We start from the raw sequence: 17,971 nt of genomic DNA on the forward strand, positions 1-17,971 counted from the left end.
GCGTTTCCTCAGAGCTCTTCGGCGAGTCGATCCACCATCTCGCGATGCTTCTTCTCATCGATGGAGGACTCGAGAATGCGTTCAGCGCCCTGAATGGCCAGCGTGGCCACCTGAGCACGCAGTTCACCCTTGGCCTGCTGAATCTCGCTGTCGATTTCGCTGCGGGCGTTGGCAATCATGCGCTCGCCTTCAGCGCGGGCATCGTTGCGTGCTTCCTCGATCATCTGATTGGCACGGCTGCGCGTCTTCTCGAGAATACGAGCGGCTTCCTCACGGCTTTCACGCAGCGTTTCCTCGGCCTGTTCGTTGGCCTTGTGCAGCTCCGCACGGGCACGGTCGGCTTCTTCGAGACCGTCCTGAATGCGCTGCTGACGCTCGTTGAGTGCCTGCGTGATCGGAGGCCACACATACTTCATGCAGAACCAGACGAAGATCGCGAAGGCGATCATCTGTCCGATAAGCGTCATGTTGATATTCACGCGGATATACCTCCTGCGGGTTCGTGATGGCCGGAAACGGCGACACCGAGCACAAGCGGCCCGGCGTTCAGCGTTTGATTAACCGGCAACAACGAAGATCAGGTACATCGCGATACCCACACCGATCATGGGAACGGCGTCAAGCAGACCGGCCATGATGAAGGTTTTGGTCTGCAGCTGGTCGCCCAGTTCCGGCTGACGCGCGGTGGAGTCGAGCAGCTTGCCACCAAGCAGACCGAAACCGATACCGGTTGCGAGGGCAGCACCGCTGATCATGATGGCGGCAGCAATGTAGACGAGTTCCATGGAATGGCTCCTGTTTCAGGTTTTTTCAGACAAGGGGTAAAAGGGTTTTGAAGCTAGTGTTGTTATTGGATCAGTGCTCTTCAAAGCAAGCGCTCAGGTACACCACACTCAGCACGGCAAAGATGAAGGCCTGCAGGGTGATGACCAGAATGTGGAAAATCGCCCAGGGCACATCCAGCACCCACATGGCCCAGAAGGGCAGCAGGGAGATCATGATGAAGATGACCTCGCCGGCAAACATGTTGCCGAAAAGACGCAGTCCCAGACTGATGGGTTTGACGATCAGAACGACCAGTTCAAGTACCAGATTGAAGGGAATCAGCGCCCAGTGGTTGAAGGGACGAAACGAGAGCTCCTTTGCAAAGCCACTGAAGCCCTTGTTGCGAATGCTGTAGTAAATGATCAGCAGGAAGATGGCAAAGCCCATGCCCAGCGTTGCGTTGGGATCACTGGTCGGAACGATGCGCATGTACTCGATGCCCAGCTTGTGGGCGATCTGCGGGACCAGATCGATGGGCAGCCACTTGAGGCTGTTCATGAAAAAGATCCAGCAGAACAGCGTAAGAGCCAGCGGCCCGACCATTTTGCTGTGGCCGCTGAAGCTGGTGCGAATGATGCCGTTGGAGAACTCGAATACCATTTCAAGGGCGTTCTGCAGACCGGACGGCACACCGTTGGTGACGGTCCTTGCAAGGTAGCGAAACAGCCACAGAAACAGCAGCCCGGTAGCGATCGACCAGCCCATGGTATCCACATTGATGGCCCAGAATCCCATTTCGCGGGCTTCTTCGGCGCCGTGAGCAAAGGACCAGCCATTATCGGGGTGCAGACCGAAGGTCAGATTCTGCAGGTGGTGAGTAATGTACTCGGTCGAAGTCGGTGCGTTGCCTGCCATAACGTTGCCTTGAATCGATTTTAATGGGAGCCGGGCCTGCCGATCAGCCAGGGGGTCAGCCAGTAGACGCACTGAACCAGTGCAAACGTCACGAAAAACCACTGCGGAGACTGCGGTGGCGACATCACGAAGATGCCCGTGAACAGCAAAATGGCCAGCAGATGTTTACCCACCTGGGCTCGATAGAAACTGCGAATCATCTGACGTTGAAAACGGGCCCCGCGGTACAAGAACGCACGCCAGGCAAAATACACGTTGGGCAAAAGCCCTGCGAGGCCACCCTTGAGCGCTGACAGCGCCAGGGATGAATCCGTTTCAAATGTCAGAAGTGCTGCAGTTACCAGCGTAACGCCCAGTTGAACCACCAGCAGTCTGTAAATTCCTGGACGCTTCGGCGCCGCCGGAATCGCGGGTCTGGATTGTTGCATTGGTTTTATGCATTCCCGAGATATTCGACTCATCGCGCCGGGCAGGCGGATTATAAGGAAGCCCCCCGATGGCATCAACGTCACTGGCATCGAAAATCGCGGGCTTTAAGCTGATCTGCACCAAAACGACCCGATCCTGTGTCAAAGCGCCGCAGTTTACAATACAGGATTAAGTCGTGTTTAAGCGCCACGTATCAGCGGATGTGCGAGAGAATACCATCAAGCTCGTCAAGGCTTGTGTAACGAATCGTCAGACTGCCCTTGCCGGTCTTGCCGTGGCTGATCTGGACGCGCGCACCCAACAGCTCCGCCAGCTGATTTTCCAGACTGCCCACATCCCCCGAAGGTTTGTCCGCGACCTTTTTCTTCTCGTTTGAGACATCAGTATATTTTTTGACCAGCGCTTCGGTCTGACGCACGGTCAGCTCGCGTTCGACCACTTCCTGCGCTGCCTGGCGCTGACGCTTGCCCTTGAGCGCCAGCAGGGCGCGGGCGTGGCCAACGTTCATGTCACCGCGTGCCAGAAGCGTCTGCACCTCGTCTTCCAGCGACAGCAGCCTCAGCATATTGGCGATCTGGGCGCGCGAACGCCCGACGGCGTCCGCCGTCTGCTGCTGGGTCAGGGAGAATTCATCCATCAGCCGCTTGAGGGCAACGGTCTCCTCGACGGGGTTTAGGTCCTCGCGCTGGATATTTTCGATCAGCGCCAGCGCCAGCGCAGTCTCGTCATCGAGTTCGCGTACGACCGCCGGGATGACATCCAGCTCGGCCATCTGCGCGGCGCGCCAGCGACGCTCACCGGCAATGATCTCGTAGCGGGCCTCGCTGCTCTCGGGCAGGGGGCGGACCACGATGGGCTGCATGACACCACGGGTTCTGATCGAGGCAGCAAGCTCTTCAAGCCGCTCGGGCTGCATTTCGCGTCGCGGCTGGTAGCGACCACGCGTCAGCTCCGCCAGCGGAAGACGCTCGAGACGTTCGCGGCTGTCAATCAGGGGAGATGCGGTCACTGCCACCTCGGCAGAACCACCGTCGGGGTTCTGGGTCTGTGAACGCTGCCGGGCGCCGGCGCCAATCAGTGCGTCCAGTCCTCTTCCGAGTGCGCGTTTACGCGTCATGAACAGTTCCTCGTTCAGGCCATGCGGGAATAACAACACATGCTGACATCAAAGACATCAGCGCTCACGAATCGATGTTTTGACCGTGTTGTCCGGATTACAGCGACAGCTTGCGAATCAGTTCCTTGGCCAGTACCCGATAGGCATGGGCGCCCCGGGACATGCGCGCATAGCGATTGACCGGCAGCCCGTGGCTGGGCGCTTCGGCAAGCCGGATATTGCGGGGAATGGCCGTTTTGAGCAGATCGTCACCGAAGTAGTCCGACAGCTGCTTGCTGACATCCCGGGTCAGGCTGTTGCGATTGTCGAACATGGTTCTGACGATACCGTCGAGCGCCAGCGCCGGATTGACGCTGTCGCGAATCTGCTCGACGGTATCCAGAAGCGCCGAAAGCCCCTCCAGGGCATAGAACTCGCACTGCAGCGGAATCAGTACGCCATGTGCCGAGGTCAGAGCATTGACGGTCAGCATGTTGAGCGAGGGCGGGCAGTCGATCAATACCACATCGAACCGGTCGGCCACGGTTTCGATGGCGCGATCCAGACAGCGTTCGCGCCCCTCGCGCTCGAGAAGATCCACCTCGGCGGCGGTCAGATCCCCATTGGCCGGCAGCAGCTGGTAACCGGCACTGGGGCAGTCCACGATGGCCTCGGCGGCCGACAGCTCGCCCAGCAGCACGTCCAGCGAGCTGCCGTTGGAGAGCGCATGCTTGTCGATACCGCTGCCCATGGTGGCGTGACCCTGCGGGTCCATGTCCACCAGCAGCACCCGTTTTTTCAGCGATGCCAGTGCGGCGGCCAGGTTGACGGCAGTTGTGGTCTTGCCAACGCCACCCTTCTGGTTGGTCAGCGCAATGATCCGGGTCAAGAGAGAATTCCTTGTGTATTGATCGCAGGGCCCTGTCAGGCAATGTCCATTTTCAAGAGATGACGCTGGGCAGGCTCCTGGGGAATCTGCAGTGCCCAAGTCTGCACCAGTCGGACGTCGTCCGGCAGCGTGATGTCATCCACGCGACCTGCCATGGCCAGCCAGTGCCCGCCTTCGGCCAGCAGTGACCGGGTCAGGGTGACAAACTCTGCCGGGGCCGCAAAGGCGCGGCTGGTGATCTGCTCGAAGGTAACCCCGGCCAGCGCCTCCACCCGATCGTGTACCGGTGTGACGTTACCAAGCCCCAGCTCGAAGGCGGCCTGGCGCTGAAAGCGGATCTTCTTGCCGTTACTGTCGATCGAGGTCAGGGCTATGTCGGGGCGCGCAATGGCCACCACGATGCCGGGCAGGCCGGCACCGCTGCCGACATCCAGAAGCTTCGGGCCTTCGATCTGCGGCAGAATCGCCAGACTGTCCAGCAGATGGCGCGTCACCATCGCGTCGATATCGCGTACGGCGGTGAGGTTATAGGCCCGATTCCACTTGTGCAACAGCGCCACAAAGGCCAGCAGCCGGTCGCGAACCTCGCGCTCAACACTCAGCCCGAGGGCGGTCATGCCGTCGTCAAGACGGCGTTCGACACCGGCCTTCATGAGGTGGCCGTCCTGACCCTGGACGCATTACTGCGCTTTTTGAGGTGAATCAAAAGCATCGAGATGGCCGCCGGCGTCACGCCCGGAATGCGCCCGGCCTCGGCCAGCGTTTCTGGGCGGGCTGCCTTGAGCTTCTGGCGAATCTCGCTGGACAGTCCGTCGATGCGATCGTATTCAAGCTCCTCAGGCAGCCGGGTGGACTCGTGGCGCCGGAGCTTTTCGATCTCCTCGCTCTGGCGATCGATATAGCCCTGGTACTTGGCCTGGATCTGCACCTGCTCGCGGACCAGCGGATCTTCCGGTGCGCCTTCGGCCAGCGGGGCGATGTCGTCATAGGTCAGCTCGGGACGGCGCAGCAGATCGCTCAGGCGATGTTCACGCGACAGCGCCCCCACTCGATCGGCAAGCCCTCTGGCCGCATCGCTACCGGGCTGGATCCAGACGTGATCGAGGCGCTTGCGCTCGGTCTCGATGGCGTCACGCTTTTGCTGGAAGGCGTCATAGCGCTGGTCATCCACCAGCCCCAGCTGGCGACCCGTTTCAGTCAGACGCAGATCGGCGTTGTCCTCGCGCAGCAGCAGACGATATTCCGCCCTCGAGGTGAACATGCGATAGGGCTCCTGGGTACCCATGCGGATCAGATCATCCACCATTACGCCGATGTAGGCCTCGTCACGCCGCGGCCACCAGGCCTCCTGCCCCTTGACGCGCCGAGCGGCGTTGAGCCCTGCCAGCAGTCCCTGGGCGGCGGCTTCCTCATAGCCGGTGGTGCCGTTGATCTGACCGGCAAACCACAGATTGTGAATCACCTTCGTTTCCAGCGAGTGCTTCAGATCGCGCGGGTCGAAGAAGTCATATTCGATGGCGTAGCCCGGGCGCACGATGTGGGTGCGCTCAAGTCCCTCGATCGAGCGTACCACGTCAAGCTGCACGTCAAAGGGCAGCGACGTCGAGATGCCGTTGGGATAGAGCTCGTGGGTATCAAGCCCTTCCGGTTCGATAAAGATCTGGTGGCTTTGCTTGTCGGCAAAGCGATGGATCTTGTCCTCGATGGAGGGGCAGTAGCGCGGGCCGGTGCTCTCGATGACGCCGGAGTACATCGGCGAGCGATCCAGATTGGCCCGGATGATGTCGTGGGTACGCTCGTTGGTGTGCGCGATGAAGCAGCTCACCTGATCGGGATGCATCTCACGCCGCCCCATGTAGGACATCACCGGCCGCGGCGTATCGCCGGGTTGTTCGGCCAGCTTCGAGAAATCGACCGTTCGGGCATCCAGCCGTGGCGGGGTGCCGGTCTTGAGACGTGCTACCCGCAGGGGTTGTTCGCGCAGGCGCGCAGCCAGCGCGTTGGCGGCCGGATCGCCCGAGCGACCACCGCTGTGGTGCTGCATGCCGATATGAATCACACCGCCCAGGAAGGTGCCGGTACACAGCACCACGGTTTCCGCCATGAAGCGAATGCCGCCCTGGGTCAGCACGCCGCGAACCGTATCGCCCTCGACGATCAGATCGTCGGCGGACTGGGCAAAGATCGACAGGTTGGGCTGATTTTCGAGGATATAGCGAATGGCCGCCTTGTAGCGCACGCGATCGGCCTGTGCCCGGGTGGCACGTACCGCCGGACCCTTGCGGGAGTTGAGGGTTCGAAACTGGATGCCCCCCTGATCGGTGGCCAGCGCCATGGCACCGCCGAGCGCATCGATTTCCTTGACCAGATGGCTCTTGCCGATGCCGCCGATGGCGGGATTACAGGACATCTGTCCCAGCGTTTCGATGTTGTGACTGAGCAGCAGGGTCTGACAGCCCATGCGAGCGGCGGCCAGTGCGGCTTCGGTACCCGCATGACCACCACCGATGACAATAACGTCAAAGCGGTCCGGATAATCCACGTGAAAAACCTCGAGGGGTTGAAGATGAACGTGACACCCGACTGATCAGCGCGTGTCGATACCCACATGCCCGAAGAGGGGCTGGGGATAAGGCGTATTGAATGGCGCGCATTATAACGTGGCTGTGAACAAGCGTCAGGGTTTTCCACGCACGGATTTTCACCCGACAGAAGGTCTTTAATTAATAAAACATCTTTTTTAAATAAGAAGTTCTGTTGTGGTTGTGATTACTGGTATTGAGCCTTTCTGTGGAAAAGCATTTTTTCCGTAAATAAAACAGCTTTCTGGGACGTGAATGAAACGCAGGGCAAACTGCGGGTTTCCCTGGGGCAGGCCCTGTACGGGGTGTGCATAACCCTGCGACTTGTTCACAGCTGAATTTATCCCCGCATGATCAACCGGGCTCAGGGAGGATTCTCCCCATACTCGTCAAGAAAGGCGTCATTGTAGATTCGATCGTTGAAAAGCCCGTCACAGGCGGCTTTCAAAGCAGTGGGGCAGCCCGGGCGTCAAAAACTGTCCACAGGGGCAGGCGCGTTCCTGGTGCAGGAGGAGGTAATCAATCGGGCATAAAAAAGGCGTCTGTCGAAAGCCGACAGACGCCTGGGCGTCATCGCGGGACGTCAGACTGTAAAGGATGCCCCACAGCCACAGGTCGTGGTGGCGTTGGGATTTTTGATCAAAAAGCGGGCACCGGCCAGACCGGCTTCGAAGTCCACCGTGGAACCGACCAGATACTGATAGCTCAGCGGGTCGATGACCATGGCGACATCGCCGTTTTCGATGATGGTATCGTCTTCGCCGACGGTTTCTGCAAAATCGAAACCATACTGAAAGCCCGAACAGCCGCCTCCCGTTACGTAGACGCGCAGTTTCAGAGCCGGGTTGTGCTCTTCCTCGATCAGCGTCCTGACTCTGCCTGCAGCAGCATCGGTAAAGACAAGCGGGGTCGGAACAAAGGATTCTGCTCCGCTCATCGCGGCCTCCTTCTGAGATGACACACATGAGATGTGTCAGGAATGGATCAGCCTTGTGACTGTCATGATCACCATTATCGGCACCCCCTCTGTCAATGGTCAACCGACAGGGCTCGGGAGATCATGGGGGCCAGCGGCATAAACAATGATAGGCTGATGCGCGTGGTGTTTCATGACCTCGTCATTCTGCCGCTGGGGAGAGCAAGCTTGCCGCGCCGTTTTCTGGATACATCACGTCTGAATCTTGAAAATTTCCGACGCCAGCTGGCCAGTGTCGACGCCCTGCCACAGCTGTGTCTGCTGGCGGTCATTTCCGGTGCGCTGACCGGACTGATCATGATCGCCTTTCGGGAGTTGATCGAGCTGGGGGCACTGGCGCTGATGCCGGGCGGGGACGCCGAGGCCTTTGAAGCCCTGCCCGTGGCCGTTCGCACGGGACTGCCAATGGCGGCCGTGATCCTGATTGGCCTGGGACTGGGCTGGCAGAAAAAAAGTGCGCGTCGCATCGGCATTACGCACGTGATCGAGCGCTTTTCCTACCATCAGGGCGTCATGGCTCGTGACAACTGGTTCAACCAATGGTGGGTTGGCGTCATCTCGCTGCTGGGCGGACTGTCCGCCGGGCGCGAGGGGCCATCGGTCCATCTGGGTGCTGGCGCCTCGGGCTGGATCGGTCAGCTGCTCAAGCTGCCGCACAATAGTCTGCGCGTGCTGGTTGGCTGCGGCGTGGCCGCCGGTATTTCGGCCTCCTTCAATACGCCCATCGCCGGGGTGATCTTTGCCATGGAAGTGGTGATGATGGAGTACACCCTGACCGGTTTCATGCCGGTCATGCTGGCCTCGGCCACAGGCGCCGTCATCACGCAGCTGCATTTTGGCTCGGCGCCGGCCTTCATGCTGCCCGTTGTCATTCAGCCGCGTCTGCTCGATATCCCCTGGCTTTTGCTCATGGCGCTGGTTATCGGTGTCATGGCCGGGGGCTTTATTCGGCTGGCCTGCATGGGCGACAGATTGACCCGTATCCCCTGGGGCATTCGCATCCTGATCGCGGGCGCGCTGACCGGTGCGGTGGCCGGTGTCTATCCGCAGGTGCAGGGCATCGGCTACGACAGCGTTGACATGATTCTGGCCGGACAGACTGACGTGAACATCCTGCTGGTCCTTGTGGTCGGCAAGCTTTTGCTGACCGCAGTGACCGTGGCCTGCGGCATTCCGGTGGGGATCGTGGGGCCAACACTGGTGATCGGTGCGGCGGCGGGGGCACTCTTTGGTCTCGGGGCCTCGGCGCTTTTACCCTCGATGGCAGGAGAACCCAACCTGTACGTGATGATGGGCATGGCCGCCATGATGGGCGCCGTGCTGCAGGCACCGCTGGCGGCGATCATGGCTCTGCTGGAGCTGACACACAGCCCTGATATCATTTTGTACGGCATGCTGACCGTACTGAGTGCGGCGCTGACCGCACGCCTTCTCTGGCGCACTCAGGGATTTTATGTCATGCCCCGTCAGGGCAGCACTCAGCATCCGCTGCAGCAGCCCCTGATGCAGGCCCTGTCGCGGGTCGGGGTGGGTGCCGTCATGGATCGCAGCGTCACCGTGACCGCGGCCGTGATCAGCCGGGAGCGGGCGCGCAGCATTCTGGACGCTCGACCGACGTGGCTTCTGATCCACCGTCAGAGCGATCAGCAAAAGGCTGACCGCGAGCCGGGCAAGGCGCCACTGGCTCTGCTGGCAGCAGACATGGCGCGTGCAATGGAGGAGAAGGGCGAGGCCGGTGTGGATCAGGAGGACAGCGTCAATCTGCTCGAAATTGCGGGCAAGCGGCTGGAACTGGCGCCCATCGATCTGCAGGCGACGCTTTCAGAGGCCTTTGCGTGCCTTGATGATCAAAGGGTGGATGCTCTGTACGTCAGACACATTACCGCGCCGATGATGCATCGGGTTTCCGGTATCATTACCCGGGAAGCCATTGAAAACTACTATCACTGATGGACATCACCATCAGACACGACCTGACCGACGCGATCGAGGATGAGCCTATGTATGCCTGGGTGCTGGCCCTTCACATCATTTCATTTACCGGCTGGTTTGCCGCGCTCTTTTATCTGCCGCGGCTGTTTATCTATCACGCTCATGCGCTGCGCCAGAACGACGGGCAGGGCTCGACCCGCTTTCAGGTGATGGAGCGCAAGCTTTACGCCGCCATCATGACGCCGGCCATGATCCTGACGCTGATTTTCGGGATCTGGCTTCTGGCGCTTGATTTTCAGTACTACCTGACCGCGGGCTGGTTTTACGTCAAGGCCGTACTGGTCGTGCTTCTGATCGGCTTTCATCATATCTGCAAGGCACACATGAAGCGCTTCGCGGCCGGGACCAATCGTCGCGGCGGCGGCTACTACCGCGTCTTTGGCGTCATCCCGGCGATCCTTCTGATGGCCATCGTCATCCTGTCCGTGGTCAAGCCGTTCTGATGGCCTTGCCCTGCGTGCTGGTACTGGCCGGTCACGACCCGACCGGTGGGGCCGGGCTGATCGCCGATGCCGAGGCCGTTCGCGCCATGGGCGGCTGGGCGTTGACCGTTCCCACGGCGCTGACACGTCAGACGACTGTCGATGTGCAGGCTGTCATGCCGCGCCCGGGCGAGGAAATTCTGGCCACGGCCCGGGGGCTGCTTGAAGACTGTAATGTTCACGCCATCAAGGTTGGCCTGATAGCGGATCTTTCGACGCTCGAGGCGGTGACCACCCTGTGTGCGGCGCATTCGCACCTGCCCATCGTCATCGACCCGGTCCTGAAAGCCGGCGGTGGGCGCGAGCTGTCCGGACAGATCCTGATGGCCGCCATGGCCGAGCGTCTGCTGCCGCTGGCCGATCTGGTCACGCCCAATCTGCAGGAGCTGTCGCGGCTGGCCACGGTGCTTGCAGGAAGCGATCTGCAGGATCAGGCGGTAGCCGACCAGGCAGCGCGGGTGCTGGACTCCGGTGCCAGGGCCGTACTGGCCACGGGTGCAGACATGGCCGAAGCGCGCCAGCAGCCTCACGTGACCCATCAGCTGTATACCCGCAACGGCGTGCAGTCGTGGTCATGGCCGCGTCTGCCGGGCCACTATCACGGCTCGGGATGCACGCTGGCCAGCGCTGCGGCCGCGGCGCTGGCCCGGGGCGATGCGCTGGAAGAGGCCTGCCGGCAGGCACAGCAGTTTACCTGGCAGAGTCTTGAAAGCGCCCTGCGACCCGGTCGCGGCCAGGCCCTGCCCGACCGCCTGATCGGTCGATGTCATTCATTCAACCAGGAGAGCGCCACATGTCCCAGTGGCAGCGAGGACTCTACGCGCTGACCGATGCGCATCTGATGCCGGATGACGCCACACTCATTTATCGGTGCGAGGGCGCACTGGACGCCGGTATTGCGCTGTTGCAGTACCGTGACAAGTCCGGCGATGAAGGCCGTCGCGAACGTCAGGCGCGCGCCCTCAAGGCGCTGTGCGATCAGTATGAGACGCCCTTGATCATCAACGATGATGCCGCCCTGGCCTGGCGGCTGGGTGTTGGCGTCCATCTGGGACGCAGCGACGGCTCGATTGCCCGGGCCCGACAGGTGCTGGGGCCCGATGCCATCATCGGTGCCACCTGTCAGGGCAGCCTCGAATTTGCCGAGCAGGCCGCCGGCGAGGGTGCCAGCTATCTGGCCTTTGGTCGCTTCTATCCCTCACAGACCAAACCCGACGCGCCGCCGGCGGATCTGTCGATTCTGGAGCAGGCGGCAAGGTTCGGCCTGCCGCGAGTGGCGATCGGCGGTATTGATGCCGACAATATCGATGCCACGGTCAGTGGCGGTGCCGATCTGATTGCACTGGTGCACGGGATTTTCGGCCATGAGGACCCCGGTGCTGCGGTTCATCGGCTCAATCAGAGTTTTCATGGTTAGGGTTATCCACACCGGGTTCGATCGGATCCTGAATCACCGGGTGTGGATAAACCGAACCCTGTAGACCACCCTCCGGGCCGGGTCTACCCTTTCTTTTTCCACAGGAGCGCGACGATGGATACCGTTACTTCCGAGACGCTTTTTGCCCGTGCCGGGCAGCGCATTCCCGGCGGCGTCAACTCTCCGGTGCGTGCCTTCAAGGGCATGGGGCGTGCGCCCATGTTCGTATCACGCGCCCGCGGCCCCTACCTGTTTGATGTCGAAGGCAGGCGTTATGTTGACTACGTCGGATCGTGGGGACCGATGATTACCGGTCATGCCGACCCGGACGTGCTGGGTGCCGTGCGTGACCGGCTTGAAGACGGTCTTTCGTTCGGGACTCCCACGGCGGTCGAGACCGACATGGCAGAGCTGATCTGCGAGATCATGCCGTCGATCGACATGGTGCGCATGGTCAACTCCGGCACCGAGGCGACCATGTCGGCGGTCCGGCTGGCCCGCGGCTATACCGGCCGTGACAAGGTGGTCAAGTTCGAGGGTAACTACCATGGCCACGTGGATTCCCTGCTGGTCAAGGCAGGTTCGGGCGCGCTGACCCATGGCGAACCCAGCTCGCCGGGCGTGCCGGCCTCATTGGCCGAGCACACCGTGACGCTCTCCTACAACGATATCGAGGGCGTGCGCGAGTGCTTCCGCGAGATCGGCGACCAGATCGCCTGTGTCATCGTCGAACCGGTGGCCGGTAACATGAACTGCATTCCGCCGGTACCGGGTTTTCTGGAATGTCTGCGCGAGGTGTGCGACGAGGCCGGCGCGGTCCTGATCTTTGATGAGGTGATGACCGGCTTTCGAGTGGCGCTTGGTGGTGCGCAGGCGTTTTACAACGTCACGCCGGATCTGACCTGCTTGGGCAAGATTGTCGGCGGCGGCATGCCGGTCGGCGCCTTTGGCGGCAAGCGGGCCATCATGGAACATCTTTCGCCGCTGGGGCCGGTCTATCAGGCTGGAACGCTTGCCGGCAATCCGCTGGCGATGGCCGCCGGCATTGCGCTTCTAAAAAAGATTCGTCAGCCCGATTTCCACCAGCGTCTGAGCGAGCGGGTCAACACCCTGTGTGATGGCCTCGAGTCGCGGGCGGCTGCCGCCGGTGTGCCGCTGATCACTCATCGCGCTGGCGGCATGTTCGGCATCTTCTTTACCGAGCAGAGCGAGGTCAACGACTTCGCCGCCGCCACCGGCTGTGACGTCGAGCGTTTCCGCGCGTTCTTTACCGCCATGCTGGATCGTGGCATCTACATGGCGCCGTCACCGTTCGAAGCAGGCTTCATGTCCAGTGTGCACGAAGACGAGGACATCAACGCCACGCTCGAGGCGGCCGAGGCCGTGTTTGCCACCATGAGCTGAATCCTGGCGCCCCCCGGGGCGCTTCGTCACGCCCACCGGTCACTGCGGCGGGCGCAATCCCTTTATCGAGCCGGAGTGATCCCCTTGAGTCAGTCACTGATCAGCGCGCTGAGAAGCGGGCGGTTTTTCAATCATGAGGTGTCGAGCCTGCAGGTCTATGAGACCCATATTTCCTGGGTCATCGTGACCGGTGACTACGCCTACAAGATCAAGAAACCGCTGGATTTCGGCTTTCTGGACTTTTCAACGCTGGCACGGCGTCGTCGCTTCTGTGATGACGAGGTACGGCTCAATCGCCGGCTGGCCGGCGATCTTTATGAGCGGGTCGTGCCCATCAGCGGCACCCCCGAGGCGCCGGTGCTGGATGGCGAGGGCGAACCGTTTGAATACGCCATCTGCATGCGTCAGTTCGACAATGCCGGGCTGTTCTCGACGCTGCAGGCCAACGGCGAGCTGACGAGATCGATGATGGATGACATGGTCGATCAGCTGGTCGCCTTTCATCAGCGCGCCGAGCGGGTGTCGCCGGAGAGCCCCTTTGGCTCGGCGGAGGCCGTGAACGCGCCGGTAGTACAGAACTTCGATCAGATCCGGCCGCTGCTGGATGATCCTCAGGATCTGCGCCGTCTCGACGAACTGGCCCAGCGCGCCGAGGAGCTTTATCAGCGCCTGGCGCCGATGCTGTCACAGCGCCAGCGTGACGGCTTCGTGCGGGAAACGCATGGCGATGTGCATCTGGCCAACGTGGTACAGCACCACGGGCGGGCGCTGATCTTTGACTGTATCGAGTTCAACGACGACCTGCGCTACAACGATGTCTGCTGCGAGCTGGCCTTTTTGCTGATGGATCTCGAGGCGCGCGGTGAGCATGCGCTGTCGAGTCACGTGCTCAATCGCTATCTGGAAGGCAGCGGCGATCACGAGCTGGTGCGTCTGCTGCCCTGGTACAAGGCCTATCGGGCCATGGTGCGGGCCAAGGTCGCGCTCTTTCGCCAGCAGCAGCCGGACCTGCATCCGGCGGACCGGGACGCGGCGCTGTCGGACTATCGCAGCTATATCGCGCTGGCCGAGCGCTACAGCGAGATCGATATTCCCTGGCTTTTGATCAGCGTGGGCGTGTCGGGCAGCGGCAAGAGCCGGTTTACCGAACAGGTGGTGCGCTCGCTGGGCGCCATACGTCTGCGCTCCGATGTCGAGCGCAAGCGCCTGTGCCAACTCTCCTTTGATGCCGATTCCGGCTCGAGCGTGGCGGGCGGCATTTACAGCGAGGAGATGACCCGCCAGACCTATGAGCGTCTGGCTACCCTGAGCGGTACGCTGATGGAGGCCGGCTACCCGGTCTGTATTGATGCCACCATGCTCAAGCGCTCACAGCGTGATCGGCTGCGACACGAGGCCGAAAAGCGGGGGCTGGCGGCGCTTCTGATCAGTTTCGAGGCGGATGATGCCACCCTGCGGGATCGGCTACGACGGCGTCGGGATCGACGAGGGGAAGTGTCGGAGGCCGGTATTGAAGTGCTGGATCACCAGCTCGCCTCGCGTGACGCTTTTGGCGAGGATGAGCTGGCTTATCTGATTCATCTGGATACCACGGCCGAGGATGCCAATCTGACGCTGGTGTCGCTGATTCGCGAGCGGCTGCGTCTGAACTGACCGGCGCTGAAAGCGGTGTCGGTCAGGCCGAGTCCCGGCGCGTCCGGGGCGCGGCCACCACGGCGGTGGGCTGCTGGCGCAGCAGGTTGAGCGCCTGGGCCCGGTTTCTCACCTTGAGCTTTCTGAACACGTGATACAGGTGTGACTTGACCGTGTGTTCGCTGATGGACAGGCGATCGGCGATATCCAGATTGCTGGCGCCGCTGTCCAGAAGTCCCAGAATCTCCTGTTCGCGCGGTGTCAGGCTTGCCAATGGCAGCTGCTCGTCATGCTGGCGGTGCCAGTAGGCGCACAGCAGGCGCTCCATCAGCGGGCGCGACAGCCACATCTCCCCCTCGAACAGCTTGCGAATGCCCTTGCTGATCAGCTCCAGCGAATCTCCCCGATAGAAGATGCCGTGCAGCGGCATGCGCATCATCAGTGACACGGCACGGTCCTCATCGCTCATGTTGAAGGCGGTGAAGATGGCCTCGTCGTACTGACCCAGCTGCTGGGTCCAGTCGCGCAGTACGGATTCTTCCAGATGGTCATCATCAAGCAGCGCCACGACACGGCAACCCTTTAGATGCTCGGGCAGCTCTGGAGGTTCATCGGTCGGCAGCTGCTGTACGTGGCAGCCCAGCTGTTGACGGAGATAATCCAGAAACAGCTCATTCTGGGGGCTGCCTTTGGTCACCATGATCAGTGCGGTGTTTGTCACATCCATGAAAGTGGCCCTGGTAACTGGTAAGAAGTATTAAGGCCTTCAGACACCCGATAGCGATCAAAACTGGGGGGTGTGCCAAATTCCGGCGCGCCGGATCGGGCACCCTTCACGCTAAGTAAGATTAAGTAAAAAAATAAACAAAACAACTACTTAAAAGCACTTAAGGTTCAGAGCTGATTAAGCTCTTGCGACTAACGTTCAAGGTCGATTAAACGAAACGCAATAGTGGTTCGTTTGATCGTACCGATAGCCGACGTGACCGGGCACTGAAGATGGTTCCGATTATAGAGCGATCGATTTTTGAATGAGAGCGGTCAAAACGTGCATCTACACCAAATGGCGCATTGTGCACAGGAAATTGCGCTTGGAGATGTATTTGAAACGTACTTGTTACCGTTTCGTAACAAAATAGAGGAGCGCCGGATGCGTTTTGTCGAGAGATTGTTGCTGGAAAATCAGGCCTGGGCCAGTGAAATAAGTCACCGTAGTCCGGAGATATTCGATCGTTTGAAATCCGGACAGTCGCCCGACGTTCTGTGGATCGGATGTTCCGATAGTCGAGTGCCTGCCGAGCAGCTTTGTAACGCTGCGCCGGGTGAAATGTTCATCCATCGTAACGTGGCCAATCGGGTCTGCCCGCATGAAGACGGGTTCATGAGTGTTCTGGAGTTCGCAGTTGCCGTACTGAAGGTCAACCACATTGTGGTGTGCGGCCATCACTGCTGTGGCGGCGTCAAGGCGGCAATGACAGACGAAAATACCGGTCTGGGGCATCTTGATCATCACCTTGAAGCCATCCGGCAGGTGCGTCGGGAAAACGCTGAAACACTGGAAAGCATCCGTGATGAGGGCGAGCGTCTCAATCACCTGGTGGCGCTCAACGTCATGGAGCAGGTGCGTATGCTCAGTGAACTGACGTTGATAAAGGATCAATGGTCAGAGCGTCGTCGGCCTTCCATTCACGGCATGATTTACGCTTTGGAAACCGGTCGGTTACAGGAAATTCATCGGTGGGATGGTGATGAAAATCATACTTTTCTGCGCGATGCAGGCTAACCATCTGGTGGTTTCATCAGTATTTTGCAACAGGAGATCGATGATATGACCAGGGGTTTTTCATTGAAAACGCTGCCGCAGGATTTACCTGCCGGCATAGTCGTCTTTCTGGTCGCCATTCCGCTGTGTCTGGGTATTGCGCTGGCTTCGGGGGCGCCCCCGCTCTCCGGCCTGATCGCCGGTATTGTGGGCGGGCTGGTTGTTTCCCTTTTCAGCGGTTCTTCATTGAGCGTTTCCGGTCCTGCTGCCGGTCTGACCGTGATCGTGCTGGGTGCTGTCGAGCAGATCGGACTGGGGGGGCTGTTTCTGGCCACGGTCATGGCCGGCATATTACAGGTCATCTTCGGATTTCTGAGGCTGGGGAAAATAGGTGCTTTCGTCCCTTCTGCGGTGATCAAGGGCATGCTGGCGGCCATCGGATTGATTCTGATCCTGAATCAGATTCCGCTGGCACTGGGACTTGCGCAGGACAACGATGCTTCCCTGCTGGATGCGGGCGCCCTGATGTCCGGGTTCTCGCCGGTCGCGTTTGCCATTGCCATCATTTCCCTGATCATTCTGGTGAGCTGGGAACAACCTTTCATGCCGGCAGTGATCAAGCGTTTTCCGGCACCTCTGGTGGCGGTGGTAACGGCCATCGTTCTGGATCGACTCGCCGCCGGGATGGGGCTGCCCGGGGCCCTGGGCGAGGAGCAGCGTATCTCGCTGCCCGGGCTGGGGGGACCCGCTGATTTCATCGGACAGCTTCATTTGCCGAGTCTTGATGGTCTATTGACGCCTCAGGTCTATATCACGGCGGTCACGCTGGCGCTGGTGGCCAGTCTGGAAACACTGTTGAGTCTTGAGGCTGTGGACAAGATTGATCCGCTCAAGCGCCACTCGCCCCCGCATCGTGAGCTCAAGGCTCAGGGCATTGGCAATATCGTCAGCGGCATGGTCGGTGGCCTGCCGATCACGGCCGTGATCGTACGCAGTTCTGCCAACGTGCAGGCCGGCGGGCGTACGCGTCTTTCAAGCTTTGTACACGGCATTCTGCTTTTTTGCAGTGTGGCCTTTGTGGCCAGTGCACTGGAATTGATTCCGCTGGCCTGTCTGGCAGCCGTGCTGGTGCATACCGGGTACAAGCTGGCGCGTCCGGCCACGCTTTTGACGCACTATCGACAGGGCTGGCAGCGTTTCATCCCGTTTGTCGTGACCGTGATCGCGATCATGTTCACCAATCTTCTGGAGGGCGTTATCGTTGGCTTTTTGTGCGGCCTCTATTTTCTGGTGCATGCCAACTATCACTCTTCAGTGTCGTTTACGTACCATGATCGCAACGCGCTGCTGCGTTTCCATACGGATATCTCCTTTCTCAACCGGGACAAGGTGCGCAGCTATCTGGATCAGGTCATGGATGGCAGCCATCTGATCATCGACGCCCGAGAGGCGGGATTCATCGATCCGGATATTCAGGAGGACATCGATAATTTCGTCTATTCCTCACACGAGCGCGATATCGTGGTGGAACTCAAACAGGTCAATGGTTTGACGGCCAGCTATCCTGCCCTGCGACCGACACCGCAGGCGGCGTGATGGTCGTGACTGACGCTTTTTGAATTCAAGGCGA

At 60.2% G+C, this 17,971-nt stretch carries 18 protein-coding genes; 8 read left to right on the forward strand and 10 right to left on the reverse strand.

What is annotated here, in order from left to right; all coding sequences use genetic code 11:
* Positions 1-8 precede the first annotated feature (8 nt).
* From BM079_RS08655 to erpA, 9 genes are all read right to left on the reverse strand, one after another.
* Positions 9-479 carry a F0F1 ATP synthase subunit B gene (locus BM079_RS08655; protein WP_090132986.1) on the reverse strand — a complete coding sequence of 157 codons (471 nt, stop codon included), beginning with the start codon at positions 477-479 and terminating at the stop codon, positions 9-11.
* Positions 480-557: 78 nt separating this feature from the next.
* Complete coding sequence (gene atpE / locus BM079_RS08660; protein ID WP_086621131.1) at positions 558-785, reverse strand: F0F1 ATP synthase subunit C; 228 nt, start codon at positions 783-785, stop codon at positions 558-560.
* 70 nt (positions 786-855) lie between these two features.
* A complete protein-coding gene (gene atpB, locus BM079_RS08665; RefSeq protein WP_090132988.1) occupies positions 856-1,680 on the reverse strand; it encodes a F0F1 ATP synthase subunit A in 825 nt (274 codons plus the stop codon).
* Between the two features lie 20 nt (positions 1,681-1,700).
* A complete protein-coding gene (locus BM079_RS08670) occupies positions 1,701-2,108 on the reverse strand; it encodes an ATP synthase subunit I (protein ID WP_175489651.1) in 408 nt (135 codons plus the stop codon).
* Positions 2,109-2,302: 194 nt separating this feature from the next.
* Positions 2,303-3,226: a ParB/RepB/Spo0J family partition protein gene (locus tag BM079_RS08675; RefSeq protein ID WP_090132992.1), complete on the reverse strand. Its 924-nt coding sequence runs from the start codon at positions 3,224-3,226 to the stop codon at positions 2,303-2,305.
* A gap of 97 nt (positions 3,227-3,323) precedes the next feature.
* Entirely contained in the window at positions 3,324-4,094 is a 771-nt protein-coding gene (locus BM079_RS08680) for a ParA family protein (RefSeq protein WP_090132995.1), read from the reverse strand.
* A gap of 35 nt (positions 4,095-4,129) precedes the next feature.
* Positions 4,130-4,747 carry a 16S rRNA (guanine(527)-N(7))-methyltransferase RsmG gene (gene rsmG, locus BM079_RS08685; RefSeq protein ID WP_090132997.1) on the reverse strand — a complete coding sequence of 206 codons (618 nt, stop codon included), beginning with the start codon at positions 4,745-4,747 and terminating at the stop codon, positions 4,130-4,132.
* Positions 4,744-6,636 carry a tRNA uridine-5-carboxymethylaminomethyl(34) synthesis enzyme MnmG gene (mnmG, locus tag BM079_RS08690; protein WP_090133000.1) on the reverse strand — a complete coding sequence of 631 codons (1,893 nt, stop codon included), beginning with the start codon at positions 6,634-6,636 and terminating at the stop codon, positions 4,744-4,746. The genes rsmG and mnmG overlap by 4 nt, the downstream gene beginning before the upstream one ends.
* 623 nt (positions 6,637-7,259) lie before the next feature.
* Positions 7,260-7,613 carry an iron-sulfur cluster insertion protein ErpA gene (gene erpA / locus BM079_RS08695; protein ID WP_090133001.1) on the reverse strand — a complete coding sequence of 118 codons (354 nt, stop codon included), beginning with the start codon at positions 7,611-7,613 and terminating at the stop codon, positions 7,260-7,262.
* A gap of 156 nt (positions 7,614-7,769) precedes the next feature.
* On the opposite strand from erpA, the gene BM079_RS08700 reads away from it, so the two are divergent.
* From BM079_RS08700 to BM079_RS08725, 6 genes are all read left to right on the forward strand, one after another.
* Positions 7,770-9,602 (forward strand): chloride channel protein, encoded by a 1,833-nt coding sequence (locus BM079_RS08700; protein WP_090133003.1) that lies wholly within the window; start codon positions 7,770-7,772, stop codon positions 9,600-9,602.
* Positions 9,602-10,087 carry a protoporphyrinogen oxidase HemJ gene (hemJ, locus tag BM079_RS08705; protein WP_245742897.1) on the forward strand — a complete coding sequence of 162 codons (486 nt, stop codon included), beginning with the start codon at positions 9,602-9,604 and terminating at the stop codon, positions 10,085-10,087. Before BM079_RS08700 ends, hemJ begins: the two co-directional genes overlap by 1 nt.
* Positions 10,087-10,953 (forward strand): bifunctional hydroxymethylpyrimidine kinase/phosphomethylpyrimidine kinase, encoded by an 867-nt coding sequence (gene thiD / locus BM079_RS08710; protein ID WP_090133005.1) that lies wholly within the window; start codon positions 10,087-10,089, stop codon positions 10,951-10,953. Before hemJ ends, thiD begins: the two co-directional genes overlap by 1 nt.
* A complete protein-coding gene (thiE, locus tag BM079_RS08715) occupies positions 10,920-11,543 on the forward strand; it encodes a thiamine phosphate synthase (RefSeq protein ID WP_090133008.1) in 624 nt (207 codons plus the stop codon). The genes thiD and thiE overlap by 34 nt, the downstream gene beginning before the upstream one ends.
* 114 nt (positions 11,544-11,657) lie before the next feature.
* Positions 11,658-12,947 carry a glutamate-1-semialdehyde 2,1-aminomutase gene (hemL, locus tag BM079_RS08720; protein WP_090133010.1) on the forward strand — a complete coding sequence of 430 codons (1,290 nt, stop codon included), beginning with the start codon at positions 11,658-11,660 and terminating at the stop codon, positions 12,945-12,947.
* Between the two features lie 75 nt (positions 12,948-13,022).
* Positions 13,023-14,600, forward strand: a complete 1,578-nt coding sequence (locus BM079_RS08725; protein ID WP_380059435.1) for a bifunctional aminoglycoside phosphotransferase/ATP-binding protein — start codon at positions 13,023-13,025, stop codon at positions 14,598-14,600.
* 22 nt (positions 14,601-14,622) lie between these two features.
* On the opposite strand, the gene BM079_RS08730 is transcribed toward BM079_RS08725, so the two are convergent.
* A complete protein-coding gene (locus BM079_RS08730) occupies positions 14,623-15,306 on the reverse strand; it encodes a response regulator transcription factor (RefSeq protein WP_090133014.1) in 684 nt (227 codons plus the stop codon).
* 300 nt (positions 15,307-15,606) lie between these two features.
* Here BM079_RS08730 and BM079_RS08735 point away from each other — a divergent pair, with 300 nt between their 5' ends.
* Positions 15,607-16,362, forward strand: coding sequence for a carbonic anhydrase (locus BM079_RS08735; RefSeq protein ID WP_139215285.1), 756 nt, complete (start codon positions 15,607-15,609; stop codon positions 16,360-16,362).
* Positions 16,363-16,407: 45 nt separating this feature from the next.
* A complete protein-coding gene (locus tag BM079_RS08740) occupies positions 16,408-17,937 on the forward strand; it encodes a SulP family inorganic anion transporter (protein WP_090133018.1) in 1,530 nt (509 codons plus the stop codon).
* The last annotated feature ends 34 nt before the right edge of the window (positions 17,938-17,971 follow it).

Origin of the sequence: Kushneria avicenniae (assembly GCF_900112585.1) — a bacterium.
GTDB lineage: Bacteria > Pseudomonadota > Gammaproteobacteria > Pseudomonadales > Halomonadaceae > Kushneria > Kushneria avicenniae.